Consider the following 20,985-nt stretch of genomic DNA (forward strand, 5'->3'; position numbering starts at 1 on the left):
GCTACGGGGTGACTTCGGCCGAGAGAGCGGGGCTGGGCGTCGGGGTGACGTCGGCCGGGGTGGAAGGCAACTCAAGGAAACTTGCGACGGCGTCGTGCCCCTCAACGCCCAGCGCCCAGTAGGGGCGGCGGAACGTTCCGGGTGTCAGGCGGAGCCGCTGCATGTCCACGGCCTCACCACGGCGTGCCTCTCCGCAGTACACGCCGTTGGGAACGTAACCGACCGACGCGGAGACCCCCAGCGACGCAGCATTCCACGCAGCTGCATCTGACTCGGCGGCCACAGCGTGCAGATGATCAAAGGCGTAGAGTGCGACGGCGGTCCTCATCTCGTTGCCCAGCCCCCGGCCCTGGACCGCCTGCTTCAGCCATGACCCTGTGGAGACCGTGCGCCGGACGGCGAAATTCTTGGCGCTCATGTCTTGACAACCCACGAGCTCGCCCTCAAACCAGATACCCAGCGCGATAGCCCAGTCTCCGGGTCGGGAGAGCAGCCGGGTCCGCCACACGTGTTCAGCCGTGCCGCGTCCCAGCTCATCAGCCGGTACATCGGTCCATGGGAAAGTGAAAGGCATGGTTTCGGGAGGGTGAATACCGGAGAGCGCGGCGTCAACGTAGCGCGGAATGTCCTCGTCCCGCAGCGGGCGCAATTCCAGGCGCGGGGTGGACAATCGCAGCGAAAAGAGTGGCCAGATACTGGTGAGAGAAGTCATGATATCCACAGTTTAGTGCGGCCGGGGCCGGCGCGATGGCACGGTGCAGTACCGTGATTCCATGACCACGCTGCTGGGGGACTACCTGGTCAACCATGTCCCCGCCTTCCTCCTGCTGAGCGCTGCGCTGCTGTACTTCGTGGTGATGGGCGTTCGCCTGAGCATCGTTGATATCCGCGAACACCGGCTCCCGAACAAGATCGTCTTTCCCTCGTATGGGATCGGGGCGGTGCTGCTGGCTGCCGCCGCCGTTGCAGCAGGCGACTGGTTTCGACTCCTGCCAATGGTCGCCGGTGCCGGAATCCTGTGGGTTGCCTACTTCACGCTTCGGGTCATCTATCCCGCGGGTATGGGTTATGGGGACGTAAAATTGGCCGGTGTGCTGGGCCTCTACCTTGGTTACTGCAGCTGGGGCCACCTGTTGTGGGGCAGCTTCGCCGCGTTCCTTCTGGGTGGTCTGTGGGGTGTGGTCATATTGCTCACTCGGCGCGGGGACCGCAAATCCGACATGCCCTTCGGGCCGTTCATGATCGTTGGCGCAGCGGCGGCCATGGTCCTGTTGCCCGCGATAGGCTAGCCCGATGCCTGTACCAGATTTCGTTTCAGTCCTTCGGCAAAAGATCGGCCATGACCTGCTCTGGCTTCCCGGAGTGGGTGCGGTAGTGTTCGACGACGACGGACGGGTGCTGCTCGGTCGTCGGGCCGACGACGGCCGGTGGACCATCATCACCGGGATGGTTGAACAGCATGAAGATCCCGCGCCCGCCGCCGTCCGCGAGGTCGAGGAGGAGTCCGGCGTCGTCGTCGACGTGGAACACCTCATCGACGTCCACGTTTCCGGCCCCATCACCTTCCCCAACGGCGATCAGTGCTCGTTCCTGACCACCGTTTTCCGTTGCCGCTACCTCTCCGGGCAAGCGCGGGTGAATGACGACGAATCAACTGACGTCGGATGGTTCAGCGTTGACGAGCTGCCGGAACTGGACGCGTTGCACAGTGGATTGATCCACCTCGCCAAGAGCGCCACTGGAGTGCCGCGGTTTCAGCGGACTATGCCTGCGGCGGCCGCGTCATTGCCATAACGTCCAGTGCCTTGTCGAGCTGTTCCTCAGTAACCTCGCCCCGCTCCACGAAGCCGAGGTCGACGACTGCCTCACGGACCGTCATCTTGTTGGCCACCGAATGCTTGGCGATCTTGGCAGCAGCCTCATAGCCGATCACCTTGTTCAGCGGGGTGACGATCGAGGGCGAGGCCTCGGCCAGGAACCGGGCCCTCTCTTCGTTGGCGGTGATTCCGTCGACCATCTTGTCCGCCATCACGCGGGATGAGTTGGCGAGCAGACGGACCGATTCCAGCACGTTGCGGGCAATGACCGGGATACCAACGTTCAGTTCAAAGGCACCATTGGTTCCTGCCCAGGCAACGGTGGCGTCATTGCCTACCACCTGTGCACACACCTGAAGCACGGCCTCACAGATCACCGGGTTCACCTTGCCCGGCATGATGGAAGATCCCGGCTGTAAATCAGGGATGGCAATTTCGCCAAGGCCCGTGTTGGGGCCGGAGCCCATCCAGCGGAGGTCGTTGTTGATCTTCGTCATCGACACAGCAATGGTGCGCAGCATGCCCGAAACCTCAACGAGGGCATCCCGGTTTGCCTGTGCCTCAAAGTGGTCGCGTGCCTCCGTGAGCGGAAGTCCGGTATCGGCTGCCAGTAGTTCAATAACACGCTGTGGGAAGCCGGCAGGTGTATTGATTCCGGTGCCGACGGCGGTTCCGCCGAGGGGAACTTCGGCGACGCGGGGGAGGGAGGCTCGGACGCGTTCGATGCCGTAGCGGATCTGTGCTGCGTAGCCACCGAATTCCTGCCCAAGCGTCACCGGCGTCGCATCCATCAGGTGGGTGCGACCGGACTTCACTACGGACTGGAATTCCTCTGCCTTGCGCTCCAGAGAAGCGGCAAGATGCTCAAAGGCAGGGATCAGATCGTTCATCAGGGCGCCGGTGGCGGCGACATGGACGGACGTCGGAAACACGTCATTCGAGGACTGCGACGCATTGACATGGTCGTTCGGGTGAACGCTCTGGTCGCTGCCGGCTGTGGCGAGAGCTTTGGACGCCAGCGTTGAAAGTACCTCGTTGATGTTCATATTCGACGACGTGCCCGAGCCGGTCTGGTAGATGTCGATCGGGAAGTGAGCATCGTACATTCCGGTGGCGACGTCGTCGGCCGCTCCCTCGATGGCACGGGCACGTTCGGCGTCCAGCACGCCGAGTTCAGCGTTGGCGGTAGCGGCAGCCTTCTTGATGCGGGCGAGCGCCTCGATGTGGGTGCGTTCCAGGGTGGTGCCGGAGATCGGGAAGTTCTCCACGGCCCGCTGGGTCTGCGCACTGTAAAGGGCATCGGCAGGAACCCGGACTTCGCCCATGGTGTCGTGCTCGACCCTGAAGTCTGCGGAATTGTTTGTGTCAGCGTCAATGGAAGTCATGGTCCCACTTTATGTCCTCATGCTCCTTCGGCCGAAGTCGGGCGGCGATGCTGGGGGTCAGAACAAGATGCGCTGGTACAGCGTATGGTCCTGCCACGATCCTGCGATTTTGAGGTATTTCGGTGCAAACCCTATTTTTTGAAACCCGGCGTGTTCAAGAACAGCTTGGGACGGAACATTATGACTGAGTGTCGCCGCCTGAATTCGATGCAAACCCAATTCTGTCCGCGCGACGTCGAGCACGGCTTCAACGGCCGCGGAACCGATGCCCCGGCCGATGAAGTCTCTGTCCACCCAGTACCCGACATGGGCGTTGAGGAAAGCTCCGCGAACAATGTCCGACAGAGTGATCGTGCCAACCACCCGCTCAGCCGCTACCAGCACGCAGGGGAAATCGACCCCGGTCGCCAGACGATTCAGCTTCGTTGCGATACTCACAGCTTGCCCGACGTCGGTATAGAAATTATCGGCCCGCACGGGTTCCCACGGGGCGAGATGCTCCCGGTTTCGGTTGTACGCCCCACATAATTCCGTAACGTCCTTCGCCTGCAGTAGTCGCATCTGAACGTCGTCGGGGAGGGCCCTCGTTTCTGTAGTCATCTCGATGACCTTATCGGGACACTCGGCCGAAGTCGGGGTTTACCGCCTAAATTGACCCCGTAACCCCTGACCTCGGCGACAAAGGGTGACCTCGCGCAGAGGGGGCACAGAGAGAGGGCAGGAGACGGATCAGCCGGACTCCGCAAGCCTCTTGATCGCCTGAAGTGTGGCCGGGATCCCGCGGTGGGCGGACACGGTGCGGGCCGCGATCTGCCGTTCAGCATCGGCGCCATACTTCTCGTGAAACATAGAGATGCCTTCCGGCCGGAACTCCCACGACTCCGTGAGTCGCGTGCCACCGTCGATCGGGGTGAACATGTAGCCCCACCGTACGTAAGATTTGCCGACCATCCACGCGAACTCACGTTCGGGATCAGCGGCCACAACCGTGGACACCGTCTCCCAGACCCGACCGTTGTCCTCGTTTTGTCCGGTGAATTGCGCGCCCTCCTGCGGTCCGCCGTCGTGCCATGAACACGACGTACAGGTGGGACTCCACTCGCCGGTCCGCGTGACGTTGGACACCAGGGAGTACAGAGCTTCGGGGGAAGCCGTGACCTCGATGGATTCTGAGTAACTCAACGAATACATGAATCGAGTATGCCAGCTCTTGGCATTAGCCCTGTTGGACCATGCCGATGCCGCTGACCAGTTCGGCCTCTCCGTCCGCGAGACGGTACGTGACGCCGATGACCGCCGTTTCCCCGGCGTCGATCGCTGCCGCGATGATGCGCGAGGTCTCAACGAGACGCGTGGCGGTCTGCTTGACGTGTTCGACGACCATGGAATTCACGTCCGTGACACCGTCGCGCTTTGCCGCCAGGACAGATGGCATGATGCGCTCCACCAGATCCCGACGGAATCCAGCCGGCATGGTGGCACCGTCGAGTACATCGCGTGTTGCTGTCACTGCGCCGCAGCTGTCGTGGCCGAGAATGATGATCAGCGGTATGCCCAAGTCTGCAATGCCGAACTCCAGGGAGCCGAGCACGGCGTCGTCAATGACCTGGCCAGCGGTACGGACCACGAACATGTCTCCGAGTCCCAGGTCAAAAATGATCTCCGCGGCGAGCCGGGAATCCGAGCAGCCAAATAAAAGTGCAAAGGGATGCTGTGTATTCACCAGAGAGGTGCGTCTGGACGCGTCTTGATTTGGATGTGAAGACTCTCCCCGGACAAAACGTTCGTTGCCCTCGCGGAGTCGGTGCCAGGCTTCTGTGGGTGTCAGCGATTCAGTCACGTTTTTCAGCTTAGCGCGCGGGAGAGGAGACGGTGAGCCCGCTTACTGTTTTTGCTGGTTGATGACGGCGGTTGCCAGGGTGTCGAATTCACCGAGGTCTGCGGTACCGCGCAGGATGATGGTGGTGTCTCCCAGATCTGCGATCAAAGAAGCGTCGTCCTCCGGACGGTCACGTAGCTCCCACGTCACGCCAGCAATCTCCCGTTCGCCGGTGACCGGTGCACTCTCCGTTTGGCTAGCGATCCACGTGGGATTCGCTGTGTCGGTCTGGCTCAGTTGGATGAATTCGCCCTTTGGTGTGAGGTATCCGACTTCCCAGCTATCCACGCCGACGCCGGACGCGGAGTTCCAGCGGGCAAAATTGGACGTCCATTCATCCGTAAGTTTGGGCGACGCCGGGGTGAACTCTGCCGCGCTTGCGGCGCTCTGTGCAACCTGCTGAACGTCAACGTTGCGTTCATAGACTTCTGCCTTGGATGCCGGGTTCAAGAAGAAAACACCGAGGAACAGTGCAACGCAGACACCAGTGGAAATGAGCATGCCGGTGACCGTGGCGTTGGCTCTCTTTGCCTGCTTTGGGGTCAGGACGGGCGTGACGGGAGGCTGATCTTCGGTACTCACCTCTCCATGATCCCTCATTCGGCAGCGCATACCCTATCCGCACCAGCCGGTTTCGCTGACGGCAAGTATGATCGGATACAGAGGTTCCGCACTTTCCTGCGTGCGGAATTGCATCTGCCACTTCGACGATGAGGTACCACGTGACCAACTCTGCCAAGTCCACTCCGAACCAGTCGGCTTTCTCCACCCTGTCCAGTTCTCTGGCGCTCGGCGACGACGAACCGGACCGGAACCTCGCCCTGGAGCTGGTGCGGGTCACTGAAGCCGCAGCTATTGCTGGCGGCGCGTGGGTTGGCCTGGGAGACAAGAACTCTGCCGACGGCGCGGCGGTGGACGCCATGAGGTCACTGTTGTCCACGGTCCGATTCAACGGCATTGTGGTGATCGGTGAGGGCGAGAAGGACGAAGCCCCGATGCTGTTCAATGGCGAGCACGTCGGTGACGGTAATGGCGCGGAATGCGACGTCGCTGTGGACCCAATCGACGGGACGCGGCTGACGGCTCTGGGGATCAATAATGCCATTGCTGTGCTTGCCGTGGCCGAGCGGGGAACAATGTTCGATCCCTCCGCCGTGTTTTATATGGAAAAGCTCGTGACGGGCCCAGAAGCTGCGGACATGGTGGACCTTCGCCTCCCGGTCAAGCAGAACCTGCACCTTATTGCCAAGGCCAAGGGCAAGAAGATCAACCAGATCAATGTCATGGTGCTGGATCGAGACCGTCACAAGCCGCTGGTGGAGGAGATCCGAAACGCAGGAGCCCGCACCAAGTTCATCATGGACGGCGATGTTGCCGGCGCTATCGCCGCAGCGCGTGAAGGCACGGACGTGGACGCGCTCATGGGCATCGGGGGCACTCCAGAGGGGATCATTTCCGCCTGCGCCATCAAGGCTCTCGGTGGTGTGATTCAGGGCCGTTTGTGGCCCACAAGTGACGAGGAAAAGCAGAAGGCTCTGGACGCTGGCCACGATCTGGACCGCGTCCTGTCCACCAACGATCTCGTCAGTAGTGACAATTGCTACTTCGCGGCAACGGGCATCACGGACGGTGACCTGGTCAAGGGCGTTCGTTACCGCGGTAATCAGGTGTTGACCCAGTCCATCGTCATGCGTTCAAAGTCCGGAACCATCCGCGTTGTGGACGGCGAGCACCAGGCGCACAAGTGGGAGACCTATGGCAAGCAGATCTGATGCTCAACGCCGCAGCGTGTGAGCCAGCCTGGTAAGGGCCCGGCGCACACGTGGGCTCTGGTTGCTGATCACGCTACGGGCTGACCGGAGCCCTCGGTAGAGCCGGTAGCGGAGCCCAACGACGGGCAGATCCCAGGTGCCGGTGTAGATAACTCCGGTACCTCCAAAGGATTGTTTGAAGCGGGTGAATCCTGCCCACTTGTGGTCCGGTTGGTCCGGGGGCGCTATGCCCCACATATCGGCGGTAGGAACGCCCTTGTTGTGTGCATCCATCAGCAGTTGCACGACGACGGCGACGCTGGCGCTGAGTTTGCGGAAGTTGTCATCGGCTGCGGCGTGTGCGTACACGCGTTCGTCGGGGGTGTCGTAGGTCAGGGCTGCTGCGATGGGGCCGTGATCGGTGAGTTCAGCGATGTATAGTTCCGCGGCGCCGGCGGGCATGAGCACACTGGCTGCCGTGCGAAGGTAGTCGGCTGAGTGACTGGTGAACTCTCGTTCTTCAGCGGTTTTGGTCAGGAAGCCAATGAGGATCTCGATGTCATGCGGATCGTGTGAGGACCGGATGCTGACACCCTTTTTTCCGACGTTTCGGTAGACGTTGCGGTTGCTGCTGCGCATGCCGGCAAGAATCTTAGTGGGCTCGTCCCGAAGATCGATGAGCCAGCTGTGCCTGGGTTGGACATCCAGGGGTGCCGGGCGCAGACCGAGTCCGCGAAGCACCGCGTCAACATCCGTGCCATCGCCGGTGTTGACGGGTTCCACGCGCAGGTAGAAGGCATTGTTCGTCCGTGCGAGGTCCTGCAGGGCAGTGAGGGCCTCCGTCAGGGAACGGGAGTCTTGTGCCACAGGTCCGTAGGGGCAGTAGAGGGATAACCCGAGCGGACTTGTTTCGACGATGGACACGAAGCTCCATCCAGTACCCGAGTCCGTGTGGACGGTTTTGCCGAGTTCTCGCTGAAAAGTTGCCCAGATGTCCGTCTGCAGTATGGGAGTTCTCACGGATGGCCTGCTTCCTGATGTGGGATGGTGACACCGAACGCTAATAAAGTGTCACTTCCTGGCTCGTGATGTGGAGTAAGGGTTACCGGCGCATCGTAAGCGGCTACGAAGGCGCTTTCGCCCTGAGTCAGCGAAAGTTTCTTCTCGGAAGAAGAGAGCGTCAGTGTGCCGGAGACCACGAGGACGAGGACAGGGCCATTTTGTGCCAGCGGCACGTGCGTTAGTCCACCCGGAAACGTGATTTTCTGCAACTGGAACTCCGAACAGGGCGGCTGCAGCAGCTCCTCGCCGGTTGGCGCGCGTGTCACGTGTATTCGCGGTACGTCCAGAGGCGTGAAGTTGACGGTTTTCATGAGTTCGCTGGTGTCTACGTACTTCTTGGTGAGACCTCCCCGAAGGACGTTATCCGAGGACGACATCACTTCAATGCCGAGACCCAACAGGTAGGCGTGGACGTTCCCTGCGGGTAGCCAGATTGCCTCTCCCCGCTGAAGAGTCACCAGATTGAGCAGGAGGGAAAGGACCGAGCCAGCATCGTGGGGATAAGCGTTGGACAGGGATGCGGCGGTAGCCAGTGCTGGGTCAGTTTCGGTGTTGCTGGCCAAGCTCCCCAGTGCAGCGTCGTAGGCACCTCGGCAGTCCTTGTCTGAGTGAAGCATGCGGTCGAATACGGTGTACAGCGAATTCTCATGCGCGTCGGATTGGAGAATGTCTGCCAGCTCTGTCAATTCTGCTGCTGCCCCCTGTTCCTGCACTGAGGCAGCCAGCTGAAGAAGTAACCGCGCAGAATCGGCCAGTGGACGAAAACCGCAGAGCGCGGTGAAATCGGTCAGCGCGTAGAGCATTTCGGGTTTGTGGTTGTTGTCGCGGTAATTGCGGTGCGGGGCATCGGGGGTGACTCCAGCCGCGTTCTCTGCCGCGAAACCGGACGTGGCCTGTTCAAGGGTTGGGTGTACCTGGAGTGACAGGGGTGCGCCGGCTGCCAGCACCTTCATCAAGAAGGGTAGTCGGCCGTACGCGTTCGCTACAGGTGCGCCGAGGAGTGCCTCGGGGCGGGCGGCTATGAGTTCGTCAAGAGCCGTTGGAGTTCCGGCCAGCTCTGCCAGGGACGGCGAATCCGGGTGGGCGCCGATCCAGAGCTCGGCTTCCGGCTTTCCCGAGGGCGAGCGCCCAAAAAGTTCTGCCATGGCGGTCTTGGACCCCCACGCATAGTGTCGGAGCTCGTTGTGCAGCGTGTACACAGGAACCTCTTTCGCATTCGATGATCGGGGTTGCTTCCCGGGGCCGTAGGCGGATCAGCCCGGCGTGCACTCTCCATTGTCCGCCAACAGTGTCTCGAGAGTGGCGGAATCGCCGTTGATGGCCAGCTGCCGCAGATACTCCTCGGTGATGTCCTCATCGGCCGTGGGGAAAGCTACACGTTCGACGACGGCGGTGCGTGTCAATGCTGGGGGTTCGTCTCCCGAGGGAAGGGACTGGGGTTCGGCGGATGCTGCGAGCTTTTCTTGAACACGGCTGTGGATCTCGTCGAAGTCCGGGTAGGTCACGAAGTTGTCCTGAGGTGTTCCGAAGTCTGGTGGACCAATGGTGAGTCGCTGGACTTCGTGCCCCTTGGCCTTAACGGCGAGGTCGACGAAGCTGCCCAACTGTTCGCGGGCAATATCGGTTTCCACGATCTGGGTGCCTGCACTGGCAATGGCCTCGAAGCGGGACAGCACGGTGGCCGGGTCCAGCTGCGCAATCATGGCGGCCTGCACGCACTGTTGCCGTTGGATGCGGCTGTAATCGGTGACGAATTCACGGGACCGTGCGTACCAGAGGGCGTGATACCCGTCCAGCGTTTGCTTCCCTGGGGCGATCCACTCACTGGGCGGATAATGACGAATGGGGCTTGTCCCGGGTATCTCTCCTGAAGTGATCGGAACCCAGCCTTCGGCCGTCACCGTGATGCCGCCCATGGCGTCGACGAGCTTTTCAAAGCCTGCCATATCGACGATCACGTAGGCCTGTACCTCGATTCCGAGAACTCCTGAGGCCGCGTCCATCATGGCTTCGGCCCCGGGATCGGCGGCGTCGGGGTAGAGATCCGCATAGTTTCGGACAACTTCGGGGTAAAGGCTGTTGATGATGCACTCGTCGCCGCAGTTGTAGCCGTCCGGCCAAACGCTGGTCAGAGGCGAATCTGACGGGAACTGCGCGTTCTGAAGGTTTCTGGGAATGCTGATGATGACGGTCTGACCAGTTTTGGCGTCGAGGCTGACCACTGAGATGCTGTCTGGCCGGCGACCCAGACGGTCTTCTCCGGCGTCGCCGCCCATCAGCAGGAAGTTGTAGCGGCCGTCGACGGGGTCGAACGCGGGTCCAGCCTGGAAAATGCTGCCCAGTGTACTGCGGCCGACGTTGAGTACGTACGCCGCGTAGCTGAGGCTTCCGCTGGTGAGCAGCATCAGTACAGCGAGGGTCCCGGCGATGACCGGCCGAAGTTTCCGCTCGAGCAGAATCGGTTGAATGATGCGCGCGGTATTGATGAACATGACGGCCCAGCCGATGGCCAGGAATACGAGAGCTGCAATGATGAGCAACGACCACCAGCGGTGGGTGATGACGTTGACCAGGATGGACCGATTGATCAGTACCAGCAGAACCGCAATGACGACGACGGCCCAAGAGGTGAGCGTTACGCGCAGGGCTTTCCTGCCGAGACGGCGGTTGCCTGCGACGATCTGTGCCGATCCCGGCAGGATGAGCGTCATGAACAGCAAAAGGAAGGCTCGCTTGGGTAGCAGCCTTCTGGAGGCGCCCTCGGGATACCGCACGGGGTCCGTCATGGCGGAGGCACCGATGTGCTCCTGTGATACCACTTACCGGGCTCCGCTGGTGGTACCGGCGGCGCGGCGCAGTGCCTCGCCCTTGTCTATCGCGGTTTGCCTGAGCTCCGCTGCAAAACGCTGGAGTTGTTCCTGAAGGGCCTCGGCCAAAGGGTCTGTTGCCGAAGCGAGGATGCGGATGGCCAGGAGCCCGGCGTTTCGCGCTCCACCGACGGAGACTGTTGCTACGGGTACACCAGCGGGCATCTGAACGATGGAGAGCAGAGAGTCCATTCCGTCCAGGTACTTGAGGGGGACGGGAACTCCGATGACGGGCAGGGGAGTCACTGAGGCCAGCATGCCGGGAAGGTGCGCGGCCCCTCCGGCTCCCGCAATGAGGATGCGGAGTCCGCGCGCCTGCGCATTACGGCCGTAGTCGATCATGTCCTCGGGCATGCGGTGGGCTGATACGACGTCGGCCTCGTACGGTATGCCGAATTCCTGCAAGGCTTTCGCAGCGGCTTCCATCACGGGCCAATCGGAGTCTGAGCCCATGACAATTCCAACGATCGGGGTGTCCTGGCGTGCGGTCACTGCACATCCTTCGTGTTTACGGTGCCGCTGATGATGTCCGCGACCCTGGTTGCGGAAGCCCGCGCGTCATCGAGGGCTTCCGGGGACGCCGCGGTGACATTGACGTGACCTATTTTACGGCCCGGTCGTACAGATTTGCCGTAACCGTGGATCTTTGCGGAGGGATCTGCGGCAAGGGCTCGTGGGTAGGCGCTGAACAGGTCCTGGTTGGAGCCGCCGAGGTAGTTCTTCATGATGGTTCCCGCGCCGTGTTTTTCGGTGGAGCCCAGCGGTAGGTCCAATACAGCCCTCAGGTGCTGTTCAAACTGTCCGGTCACGGCGCCGTCCATGGTCCAGTGCCCGCTGTTGTGCGGGCGCATGGCCAATTCGTTGATGAGGAATCCAGGTCCCTGACCGGGCGTTTCGAAGAGTTCCACCGCCATGACTCCGGTGACGCCGAGTTGTTCTGCGAGCTCGATAGCGGCCTCGGTGGCTGCGGCCGTGGTGCTGGGGTCCAGGTTCTGAGCGGGGGCTATCACTTCATCGCATACGCCGTGGACCTGAATGGAGTGGGCAATTGGCCAGGCGCGGGTTTCTCCGGAGGGGCTGCGGGCGATCAACGCTGACAGTTCTCTACTGAAGGCGACCTTCTGCTCGGCAAGAAGGTTGGTGCCGGTGAACCAGTCGGTGGCGGCCATGGCTGCGGCGGGGTCGTCGAGAATTCTGACGCCCTTACCGTCATACCCGCCGCGGGGTGTTTTCAGGACGACTGGCCAGCCGATACGCTCACCGAAAGCCACCAGTTCCTCAACGGTGCCGACGGCGGACCACTCCGGGTTGGGCAGCCCGAGGCGGTCAACGGCAGCGCGCATCACGAGTTTGTCCTGGGCATGGATCAATGCAGCTGGGCCTGGCTGGACGTTTACGCCCTCGGTTACCAGAGCCTGCAGGTGTTCGGCGGGAACGTGCTCGTGGTCAAAGGTCATGGCGGAAAGGCCCTGCGCGAAGCGTTGCAGCGTTGGCAAGTCCTTGTAGTCGCCAACAACCGTATTGCCGGTTACTTGGGTTGCGGAAATACCGGGAGCTTCGGCCAGGACACGGATGTCAATGCCGAGGGCTGCGGCTGCGGGAACCATCATTCGGGCGAGCTGGCCGCCGCCAACGACACCTATCACGGGGAAAGTCACTTGATAAGGGTACCGAAACGTGAGCGCCGAACCGTTCAGGGGTAGCCGGGGGAGTGACGACGCACGATTCTTGGCATTCTTTCAGCCGTGGCGACTAGAATTCTTAAGAAACCGTCCGACGGCGGCGACAACTCACCGTACGGCGGAGGATGATATTGGGTTCACTAATCGAGCGCATGAGGGGGCTTGCGTCCCTTTTCTGGCGTGAAGTCGCCAAGTTCGGCACGGTCGGCGGCGTCGCTTTTGTCATCGACAACAGTCTGACCTGGATTCTCATGCACTCGATCATGGACGGAAGTCAGACGAAGGCGCGATTTGTCGGCGCATCGGTGGCCACCATTTTTTCGTGGCTCGCGAATCGGTTGTGGACGTTCCGTCACCGCCGCCAATCAAATGTGGGCCGTGAGCTCGGCATGTTTCTTCTCATCAACGGGATCGGCATAGGGATCTCCACCGGCTTCACTGCTATCGCAGAGTACTGGCTGGGGATCACCGAGAATACTCCGCTGTTCTTCGCTGGCGTGATCGGCATTCTTGTGGCCACCGTGGTCCGCTTCTTTGCCTACAGGTTCTGGGTTTTCAATGAGGAACTGGACGCGGAGCCCGCGTGGAGACAGGACCACGTCATTTTTGACCATGGCCACGCTCATCACGAAGCCGGAAACAACGCTGGTGCCGAGCAGAAACGGGCGACGGGTCAGCCTACGTCAGGTCCGGACGGGCACTGATCCGTTCGGTGACGAGCAACCGGTCGGTCACAGCGATGTCTGGACTAACCAGCACCACACAGCCCTGAGCGGACCAGGTTGCTAGGGCTGTTAGCAAGACGGCATCGAGTTGATCTTCGCCAGCTTGTAGGAGGATAACTGAACCTTCGGACGCGTCTGCGGGCAGCAGTTCCTTGAAAGTGATCTTTGCTCCGCGTCCAACCAAAGCGGTGTCGTTGGCTTCGCCTTGTCCCTGAAGGAAGTAGACGTCGCCGTGGGCTCGGACTTCCGCGGCGTAGTCCAGACCAGAGGACGGCAGAGTGCCGGACCAGCGGGTGTCGAGCGCACCGAGCGCTACGGCAACCGGCGTGCCCGCTGCAGACTCTAACCGGGCGGCGTCAGCAGCCACCGTAGCCAGAACGTCACCGGGTTCGACGTCGGCTCCCCCTGATGTTCTGACAGCGCACCCAACCTGCCAGCTCGCGAGCGCCCAGATCAGGGTCTTCCAGTGTGGAGGCAAAGCGAGGTCAATGATGAATCCGGGTTCGGCGTCGAGCTCGTCCACGAGCAGATTCGACGTTTTGGATACCCAGTTGTCGAGGACCTTTCCGGACAGCTCGATTCTTTCTTGGCCTGGACCGTACCAGATGAGTCGTGGCGAGCTTGGATTTAGGGTGCGGAGAAACTCCAGCAGATCGGGAATGGACCTGGGGTGAGCGTTGGTCATGGAAGGGGGTTCCTGTCAGTTCGCTGTGAATCATGTCGATGTGCGGCGCGCCGGGGGTACCGTCAGGATAACGGGCGTGGCGTGTCCGTGCTCGCCGTGATGTTTCGATAAAATTTCTGCCTCCACTTGACTGTAGGCAACTTACACGCGTGTAATTAGGTATTCGATCGCGTCTCGGCAATCGAATATATGAAATCGTTATATACGTCGGCAAGGTACGAGCATCATTCGCCATCAAGACTTTGTGTAACTGGGAGGGCAACATGGGGCAGGCACAGCAGGAGCCAAGCGTCATCGCGGCGCAGGCCGCCGAACGGTACGGATCAAGAGGTGTACCCACTGACTGGTATGTCGACCCAGCGGATCCAGACGCCTCAGACCGGCACCGCGAGTCTGTCATCCGGTCCCTGGAAGACCAGGCCACGTCGTTCCTCGCCGCCCACGAGGCCCTTGAGCCTGACACAGAAGGTACTGTTACGGCCTTCGTCGCACCGCAGCGGACTCCAACCCCGGAAAAGATTCAGGAGTCGGTAAGCCAGCCCGTTTGGATCGGACTGCCAGGGTCAGGTTTCGATGATGACAACGACGGCGAGCTCTCCTGGCAGACCGACGCCCTGTGTGCACAGACTGACCCGGAGGCGTTCTTTCCGGAAAAGGGTGGGTCCACCCGCGACGCGAAGCGCGTATGCGGCGCTTGCAACGTGCGCTCACAGTGCCTTGAGTACGCGCTGGCCAATGACGAGCGTTTCGGAATCTGGGGTGGAATGTCCGAGCGCGAGCGTCGGCGGCTGAGGAAGCAGGCAGTCTAATTCTTCTGCACGACCGGGTTACCGCTGTTGTTGTTGCCCACAACGGTGCCTCATACCTTCCGCAAACACTCAAGGCTCTGAGTCAACAAACCCGGTCCGTGGATTTCTATTTTGGTGTGGACGCAGGGTCCGATGATGCCTCGGCGTCCATGCTTCAGCTTCAGTTACCGGTGGGCAGCCCCGTCCTCGCATCCTCGGGAAAGGCTGGATTCGGATCAGCGGTGGAAACCGCGCTTGCCGAATTGAGGCCAGCCGGAAGTGATAATGATCATCCGGTTCAGGAGTGGATCTGGCTGATCCATGACGACGGAGCCCCCGAGCCCCGCGCGCTTGAGGAACTGCTGCTCGCCGTCGAGCGTGCTCCGTCGGTGACGGTGGCAGGCGCCAAACAAGTCGAGTGGGAATCTCCCCGCAAGTTGGTGGACGTGGGCCTGTCCATCAGTCGGTGGGCGGAGCGACTAACTCTTATTGATACAGACGAACTTGATCAGGGCCAGTACGACGGGCGGAGCGACGTTTTTGCCGTCAACTCCTCCGGTATGCTGGTCCGCCGGGATGTGTGGGAGAAGCTCGACGGCTTCGATCCGGCCTTTCCTGGTTCTGGAGACGACGTCGACTTCTGCTGGCGCAACCGGCTTGCCGGCCACCGCGTGGTGGTGGTGCCCTCTGCCGTCGTCCGCCATCGCGGACACCGCCCCAACCAGGCCGCTGGACCCCGCTCTGCGCGTAAAGCTGAGGTCTTCCTGCGGTTGAAGCACTCACCGCTGTGGATGGTCCCATTCCTCGCTTTGGGAGCGATCCTCGGAGGCACCGGCCGTTTTCTGATCGACGTCCTTGCCAAACGTCCAGGCCACGGATTGGGCCAGCTGGTCGCCAGCATTGCCGCCACGTGCCGTCCCATCCAGCTGTACCGATCACGGCGCAGCGCCGCACGGACCAGACGACTCTCCAGAAAACTGGTGCGCGGACTCACCACGGAACGTCGCGAGGTCTGGGCCCACCGGCGGTCGCTGCTCGAATCTTTGAGCGCGGGCAGCGTGGTGGGAGACGGAACCGGGTCAGACGACGGCGGAACCTACGTTCCATCCGGTGATGCAACTGATGACTTCACGTCCCTGGCAGCACCCTCGCGTGTCTGGGCTGGCGCTGGTGCTGTTGCGGCAGCCGCCATTCTCGCTGCTGTATCGCTCGTGGCGATGTTCAGATTCATCGGCGCCCCCGCACTGGCCGGCGGAGCGCTTCTGCCCCTATCAAAGTCCGCCGCAGCGCTCTGGAACAACGCCACCAGCTGGTGGGTCTCGGTGGGGTCTGGGATCGCCGGCCACGGAGATTCCTTCGACTACGTGCTGTGGCTGTTCGCACTGATGGGCGGCGGCAACGGAAGTACCGCCGTCGTCGTCTTCATTTTCCTGCTCCTGCCCCTTGCCGGTTTATCGGCATGGATAGCGGCGGGGGCGTTCACCCAGCGACGCGCCCTCCGTTTCTGGGCCGCCATGTTCTGGGCCAGTGTTCCGGCACTACAGGTGGCCATGGGAACCGGGCGTCTGGGCGCAATGGTAGCTCATCTGCTGCTGCCACTTGCAGCGCTGGGCATGGTCCGCGCGGTCGGTGGCGCGCGTCCGCGGGCGAGCATGGCAACGCACCGTGCCAATAGCCCTGACGTTGTTCTCAAACCGGGGATCAACGGTGTGCCCAGCTGGACAGCTGCTGCCGCGGCAGGCCTAGTTCTGGCGATCATCACCGCTGGCGCGCCCGTGTTGTTTCTGTTCATGGTGGTGGCCGTCGCCCTCATCATGGTGGCGAGCGGCCGCAAGGGTAGAACGCTGTGGTGGTCGCTCCTGCCGTCGCTGGCCGTCTTTGCGCCCTCGGTGCTGGCGGCGTTCCAAAACCCTCGTGCGCTCCTCGCGGATCCGGGGCGCGCCATTCCCTTTGAAGCTGCCTCGCCATGGCAGCAGCTACTCGGTTACCCGGTTGCCTTCGATCCGTTCAGCGGACTGAGCCTTCCGGGCCCTTTCGCCGACAGCCCGTGGGCGCTTGTGGCCGCTCTGGTGATCGGGGCGCCGGTCCTCTTACTCGCAGCTGCTGGCCTGTTCAGATTCGCCGCCCGCAGCGGCATGGTCCGTGTGCTGTGGGTGTTGGCGGCGTTGGCGGTAGCGCTAAGTGCTGTTACTGGTCAGGTAGCTACGGCGCTGGGCTCGGGTTTCCTTGTCACAGCTTTTCCCGGTTCGGTGGTATCGGTACTCGTTCTGCTGCTCCTCACCGCAGCCTTGATCACGGCCGATGGGTATTCGGCATCAATGCAGGCTCAGGAGGGCTGGCACTACCGTAGGACTCGTTTGACGGCAGTGGTCGTCGGCCTGGTTCTTGCAGCTGGTCCGGTGACGAGTCTTGCCGTGTGGACTATTCCTCAGCTGAGCGGGCCAGATCCGGTAGCGGAGAAAACGACACTCATGGGCACAGCAATGGGGCTCGAATCTCATACAGAGCGCATTCTTCCAGCGACAGCGGCGGATAAGGGCACCAGCGCTCAACATGCAAAGACGCTGCAGCTGCGCGTGAGCGATACCGGGACGTACCGAGCCGTCCTGATGTCCGGCGGCGGAACCACCATGGACCAGCTATCGGGGGTGTACTCGGCGCTACGTATCGACGGACCTCCTGGGTCTGAGACCGTGCGCGAGGCCGACGGTGCGGATCAGGCTCTGCGAGAGGTGGTGGCAGCCATCACTGGCGCCTCGGGCGTTGACCCCAGGCAGACACTTCGTGCACTCGGTATCGGGTTTGTGGTTCTCCAGGAAACAGACACCGCTGCCGAACTTGTTGCCAGTCGAATCGACGCCGTGCCCGGGCTGAATGCCGTGGGCAAGACGTCGAATGGTTGGCTGTGGCGGGTCGCTGGTCCCCTTGAGGAAAACGGCACGGAAACGCTGGCTTGGCAGACCGGCCACGTTCGGATTGTCGACGGCGAAGGTGCCACCCTTGCCCTGGTTGGCTCAGGGCGCGACTGGGTTGACACCACCATCGGAGAAGGGACCGAGGAGCGTCGGCTGGTCCTTGCGGAACGCTTTGATTCCGGTTGGCACGCGACGCTGAACGGCAAAGAATTACCAGCCGAAGCCGCCGACTGGGCACAGTCCTTCGAATTACCAGCTACGGGCGGTGATATCCGGGTCAATTTTGTCACTCCTTGGGAGCCCTGGGTCTACGTGGGACAGATCATTTTGATCGGGCTCACACTGCTGCTGGCGATTCCGGTGCCTGCCCGGAGGCGTCATCCGTCCAGGATCCCGGGCCGAAGCGGGCTCCACGACAAGCGAGCGCACAGGGACGACGACGCAGCGAACTACCTACCGGAGGATGCTCTCGAAGAACCGGGGAGCCGAAGGCGTGAAGCCGCCGCGACGGACCGCGTTCTAGAGGACGAACGCCGAGCAAAGGAGTATGCCGGTGGGCGCGAAGACCGATAAGGCGAAGAAAATCAGGGCGGCAAAGGTTAGTGGTGCTGCAAGACTACGGCGAACCTGGGCAAAGCAGATTGCTGGCGGGCTGACCGGAGTTGTCCTCTTGGGCTCCGTAGCGGTATTTGCCTCCGGATACGGAAGCCCCGCGTGGACTTCAGCTGTGCGGCCGATCACCGTTCCAGAGGCACAAATACCGCCGGGCACCTATCAGGGTGTCTGCCCGGGACCACTGACTCTGGCCGACGATATCTCTGAGGGAACGGATCCAGAATTCAGCCCGGTTTCCGAGACAGCTAAAACGGCCGTGTCAGCAACGGTCCTGTCAGACCTGACAGGCATTCCGCCAGCCAGCTCCATTACCGCCCTTGGTAGCAGCAAGCCGTTGAAAAAAATATCGGGCACGGAACCATCTACAGAAACCGGTACCGAATCACCGCCACCAGCCAGCAACGAGGACGGGCTGACGCAACTAAAAGCCGCCGTCGAACGCGGTGTTGAAACCTCGACGGCCACCGTGGTCACTGCCCAACCGCAGTCGGGCCAGGAGTCCACGGCCAAGGGTGTGATGGGATACACAGCCTCGGATGGGGATCTCCGCGGGCTCGCCGTATCGAACTGCCGTCCGGCGTCGAACGATTTCTGGTTAGTGGGTGCAGGAACAACAGTGGGTGTTTCTTCCATACTCACGCTGCGAAACCCGCAGGAGTCACCGGCAACGGTCAACCTGGAGCTCCATGGTGCCGATGGACCACTGCAGGCGGCGGGAAGCCGGGGCTTGCTCATTGGCCCGGGTGAGAGCAGGTCCGTGAATTTGGCCGGACTGGCCGCGAATCAGCAACGCCTCGCCGTTCATGTACAGAGTACCGGCGGTGCCGTGGCTGGCAGCATTCAGCACAGCGTCCTGCGCGGATTGAATCCCGGCGGTGTCGAGCGGATTCAGGCGGCGGCGCCCTCATCCACGACGCAGGTAGTCACTGGAATCCGGGTTCAGGACCCGAAGGTCACCCAGAAGATCAGTTCCAAGAAGAGCTACGCATCGGTCAAGCCAGAGCTGCAGGTAGTGGTGCCCGGTGCCACGGACGCAGTGCTGGACATCAGAGTCTCCAGCGACCGGGGACCGGTGGAGCTACCCGGTGGCGGTGTGGTGACGGCTCCGGCCGGGGCAACAACCCACATACCTCTGGACTCCCTACCCGAAGGTGTGTTCACCGCCGAAGTCTCCTCGGACGTATCGATAGTTGCCACCGCGCGGGTTACCAACGGAACCAAGACGGAGGAACCGGTCGATACCGCGTGGGTGTCGTCTTCTGCACGGCTGGGAAGCCAGCACCTACTGGTCTTCCCGGCGGGAGTGGATGCGACGCCGACACTGGCGTTTGGCGCGCCAGATGGTAGGGCCGAGATTCGATTGACGGGGATAACTTCGGACGGGAAGCTGCTGGGGGAGAAGGTTATCGGCATTGCCGGTGAAACCACGGTCACAGTCTCGCGTCAGGATATTGCTGGCGATGAGGACATCGCAGCGGTAATGATCAGCGCCTCCGGCGACCCCGTGTACGGGTCGCAGATTCTTCGCTCCGTTAGTGGGCCCGGGTTGAGTATCGTTCCTGTTCCCGAAACCTCGGCCGGCCGTCAAAGCGTGAAGGTCACTTTGGGGTACTAGGCCCGAACGGGCACGAACTCAGGCATGGGACTCGCCGTAGCCTGGATCCACGGCTTCCGGCGGAAGTCCCATGAGCTCGCTGAGCTGTTCAACGATCACGTCGTGAATCAGGTCTGCTCTGGGAACGCGGTCCCGTGCAGCGGTCTCCACCGGGCAGCGGTAGACGGTGATCACCGCTGGACGCCCGGGTTGGGCGGGGGTATTGGAAGCCAGCGGAGCACGCTCCTGCCACGTGGTCAGTTCCTCAAGTCTTTCGGGAATGTCATTGACCACGAACTGTATATCGGAAACTCTCACACCCCAGAGCTGTTCCAAGCGCTGGGCAGACTCCGCTACCCACCCTTCAAAACGCTCACCTCGGGAGCGTGAACCCGGAAGATGCTGTGGAATAAGATCGCCGCGCAGGCTCCTGCCGTGGCGTCGCCGCCTGCGGCCGGTGTTTGCCCGGCGGCCTGCAGTGGGCCGGGAAGAGCCCGTGGTGCCTCCCGTGTCCGAAGACGCCGGAAGCTCAATGCGCAGCCCTCGCTTTTCCTCCATGACCCGACTCTAGCCCGAGCAACCAGCACAGGCAGTAGGATTGATGCTTGTGAGGTCAATGCGGCGGTGTTCAAGGTCAGTGTGCTCGGAGGCAGCGATTGCCACACTGACCTATGTCTATGCCGATTCCACTGCGGTCCTTGGTCCGCTCGCGCTTTACGCTGAACCTCATTGCTATGATCTCTGTCCCGAACATGCGGACCGTCTGACGGTTCCGCGCGGATGGGAAGTGTTGCGGCTCGCCATCTCGGAACAGCCGCAACCTCCCAATCCGGATGACCTCCTTGCGCTGGCCGATGCCGTGCGAGAAGCCGCCGCAGAGCACCGTCCAGATGTCGGTCGCGGCAGCCGGCCACCGGCGGCTCGCGGACATCTCGAGCCCCCGCCTGGAACAGAAAATATGCGACGCGGTCACCTGCGCATTCTGCGCGACCAAACCTAGAAGATAGGATTGGGGAACGTCTTCTGCTGAAAAGAGTCCCATCATGTTGCGAATTTCCGCAGGCCTATTGTCCGTATTGCGTTGCCCGGTCACCGGTTCGGCGCTGACCCAGGACGGCGGCGAGCTCCTTTCCACAGTGCCGGGCCCAATGGGTGCACCCATGCGTTACCGCATTGACAACGGCATTCCCGTACTCCTCCCAACCAGCCGCTGAAGGGCA

22 protein-coding genes are annotated in these 20,985 nt (G+C 61.7%); 9 read left to right on the plus strand and 13 right to left on the minus strand.

All coding sequences use genetic code 11. From position 1 onward, the window contains the following. Position 1: 1 nt before the first annotated feature. Positions 2-712: a GNAT family N-acetyltransferase gene (locus JOE65_RS06005; protein ID WP_205162366.1), complete on the minus strand. Its 711-nt coding sequence runs from the start codon at positions 710-712 to the stop codon at positions 2-4. 61 nt (positions 713-773) lie between these two features. On the opposite strand from JOE65_RS06005, the gene JOE65_RS06010 reads away from it, so the two are divergent. Both JOE65_RS06010 and JOE65_RS06015 read left to right on the plus strand, forming a co-directional pair. Next, entirely contained in the window at positions 774-1,289 is a 516-nt protein-coding gene (locus JOE65_RS06010; protein WP_205162367.1) for a prepilin peptidase, read from the plus strand. 4 nt (positions 1,290-1,293) lie between these two features. Then, positions 1,294-1,794, plus strand: coding sequence for an NUDIX hydrolase (locus tag JOE65_RS06015; protein ID WP_205162368.1), 501 nt, complete (start codon positions 1,294-1,296; stop codon positions 1,792-1,794). On the opposite strand, the gene JOE65_RS06020 is transcribed toward JOE65_RS06015, so the two are convergent. The 5 genes from JOE65_RS06020 to JOE65_RS06040 form a co-directional block, all read right to left on the minus strand. Continuing rightward, positions 1,763-3,202, minus strand: coding sequence for a class II fumarate hydratase (locus JOE65_RS06020; RefSeq protein WP_205162369.1), 1,440 nt, complete (start codon positions 3,200-3,202; stop codon positions 1,763-1,765). The two genes, JOE65_RS06015 and JOE65_RS06020, sit on opposite strands and share 32 nt — an antisense overlap. A gap of 57 nt (positions 3,203-3,259) precedes the next feature. After that, positions 3,260-3,802 (minus strand): GNAT family N-acetyltransferase, encoded by a 543-nt coding sequence (locus tag JOE65_RS06025; RefSeq protein WP_205162370.1) that lies wholly within the window; start codon positions 3,800-3,802, stop codon positions 3,260-3,262. A gap of 129 nt (positions 3,803-3,931) precedes the next feature. Beyond that, positions 3,932-4,393, minus strand: coding sequence for an SRPBCC family protein (locus JOE65_RS06030; RefSeq protein ID WP_205162371.1), 462 nt, complete (start codon positions 4,391-4,393; stop codon positions 3,932-3,934). Positions 4,394-4,418: 25 nt separating this feature from the next. Continuing rightward, complete coding sequence (locus JOE65_RS06035) at positions 4,419-5,042, minus strand: carbonic anhydrase (protein WP_205162372.1); 624 nt, start codon at positions 5,040-5,042, stop codon at positions 4,419-4,421. A gap of 42 nt (positions 5,043-5,084) precedes the next feature. After that, complete coding sequence (locus JOE65_RS06040; RefSeq protein ID WP_338021557.1) at positions 5,085-5,663, minus strand: DUF4245 domain-containing protein; 579 nt, start codon at positions 5,661-5,663, stop codon at positions 5,085-5,087. Between the two features lie 128 nt (positions 5,664-5,791). Between JOE65_RS06040 and glpX the strand changes: the two genes are divergently transcribed. Then, on the plus strand, positions 5,792-6,853 hold the full coding sequence (gene glpX, locus JOE65_RS06045; RefSeq protein ID WP_205162374.1) for a class II fructose-bisphosphatase: 1,062 nt from the start codon (positions 5,792-5,794) through the stop codon (positions 6,851-6,853). 3 nt (positions 6,854-6,856) lie between these two features. Here the strand turns inward: glpX and JOE65_RS06050 are convergent, their stop codons facing one another. From JOE65_RS06050 to JOE65_RS06070, 5 genes are read right to left on the minus strand one after another with little or no spacing between them, the layout of a single operon-like run. Continuing rightward, positions 6,857-7,852 (minus strand): lipid II:glycine glycyltransferase FemX, encoded by a 996-nt coding sequence (locus JOE65_RS06050; RefSeq protein ID WP_338021558.1) that lies wholly within the window; start codon positions 7,850-7,852, stop codon positions 6,857-6,859. Then, complete coding sequence (gene manA / locus JOE65_RS06055; RefSeq protein WP_205162375.1) at positions 7,849-9,093, minus strand: mannose-6-phosphate isomerase, class I; 1,245 nt, start codon at positions 9,091-9,093, stop codon at positions 7,849-7,851. Before manA ends, JOE65_RS06050 begins: the two co-directional genes overlap by 4 nt. 54 nt (positions 9,094-9,147) lie before the next feature. Next, complete coding sequence (locus JOE65_RS06060) at positions 9,148-10,680, minus strand: LCP family protein (protein WP_205164048.1); 1,533 nt, start codon at positions 10,678-10,680, stop codon at positions 9,148-9,150. A gap of 33 nt (positions 10,681-10,713) precedes the next feature. Beyond that, a complete protein-coding gene (purE, locus tag JOE65_RS06065) occupies positions 10,714-11,214 on the minus strand; it encodes a 5-(carboxyamino)imidazole ribonucleotide mutase (RefSeq protein ID WP_205164049.1) in 501 nt (166 codons plus the stop codon). Positions 11,215-11,249: 35 nt separating this feature from the next. Then, positions 11,250-12,419, minus strand: a complete 1,170-nt coding sequence (locus tag JOE65_RS06070) for a 5-(carboxyamino)imidazole ribonucleotide synthase (RefSeq protein ID WP_205162376.1) — start codon at positions 12,417-12,419, stop codon at positions 11,250-11,252. Between the two features lie 149 nt (positions 12,420-12,568). On the opposite strand from JOE65_RS06070, the gene JOE65_RS06075 reads away from it, so the two are divergent. Then, positions 12,569-13,147, plus strand: a complete 579-nt coding sequence (locus tag JOE65_RS06075; RefSeq protein ID WP_239536632.1) for a GtrA family protein — start codon at positions 12,569-12,571, stop codon at positions 13,145-13,147. Here JOE65_RS06075 and JOE65_RS06080 read toward each other — a convergent pair. Then, a complete protein-coding gene (locus JOE65_RS06080; RefSeq protein WP_205162377.1) occupies positions 13,122-13,853 on the minus strand; it encodes a TIGR03089 family protein in 732 nt (243 codons plus the stop codon). The two genes, JOE65_RS06075 and JOE65_RS06080, sit on opposite strands and share 26 nt — an antisense overlap. A gap of 263 nt (positions 13,854-14,116) precedes the next feature. Between JOE65_RS06080 and JOE65_RS06085 the strand changes: the two genes are divergently transcribed. The 3 genes from JOE65_RS06085 to JOE65_RS06095 are packed head-to-tail and all read left to right on the plus strand — an operon-like array spanning position 14,117 to position 19,786. Continuing rightward, the gene (locus JOE65_RS06085) at positions 14,117-14,662 is read left to right on the plus strand and encodes a WhiB family transcriptional regulator (protein WP_205162378.1); all 546 of its coding nucleotides are present in this window, start codon (positions 14,117-14,119) and stop codon (positions 14,660-14,662) included. 5 nt (positions 14,663-14,667) lie between these two features. Continuing rightward, positions 14,668-18,129 (plus strand): glycosyltransferase family 2 protein, encoded by a 3,462-nt coding sequence (locus JOE65_RS06090; RefSeq protein ID WP_205164051.1) that lies wholly within the window; start codon positions 14,668-14,670, stop codon positions 18,127-18,129. Continuing rightward, the gene (locus tag JOE65_RS06095) at positions 18,110-19,786 is read left to right on the plus strand and encodes a DUF5719 family protein (RefSeq protein ID WP_205162379.1); all 1,677 of its coding nucleotides are present in this window, start codon (positions 18,110-18,112) and stop codon (positions 19,784-19,786) included. Before JOE65_RS06090 ends, JOE65_RS06095 begins: the two co-directional genes overlap by 20 nt. 18 nt (positions 19,787-19,804) lie before the next feature. On the opposite strand, the gene JOE65_RS06100 is transcribed toward JOE65_RS06095, so the two are convergent. Next, positions 19,805-20,323 carry a metallopeptidase family protein gene (locus tag JOE65_RS06100; protein WP_205162380.1) on the minus strand — a complete coding sequence of 173 codons (519 nt, stop codon included), beginning with the start codon at positions 20,321-20,323 and terminating at the stop codon, positions 19,805-19,807. Positions 20,324-20,372: 49 nt separating this feature from the next. Here JOE65_RS06100 and JOE65_RS06105 point away from each other — a divergent pair, with 49 nt between their 5' ends. Beyond that, a complete protein-coding gene (locus JOE65_RS06105) occupies positions 20,373-20,765 on the plus strand; it encodes a DUF3499 family protein (RefSeq protein WP_338021559.1) in 393 nt (130 codons plus the stop codon). Positions 20,766-20,808: 43 nt separating this feature from the next. After that, complete coding sequence (locus JOE65_RS06110) at positions 20,809-20,979, plus strand: Trm112 family protein (RefSeq protein ID WP_205162382.1); 171 nt, start codon at positions 20,809-20,811, stop codon at positions 20,977-20,979. Positions 20,980-20,985: the final 6 nt, after the last annotated feature.

This window comes from Arthrobacter roseus, assembly GCF_016907875.1.
GTDB classification, from domain to species: Bacteria; Actinomycetota; Actinomycetes; order Actinomycetales; family Micrococcaceae; genus Arthrobacter_J; species Arthrobacter_J roseus.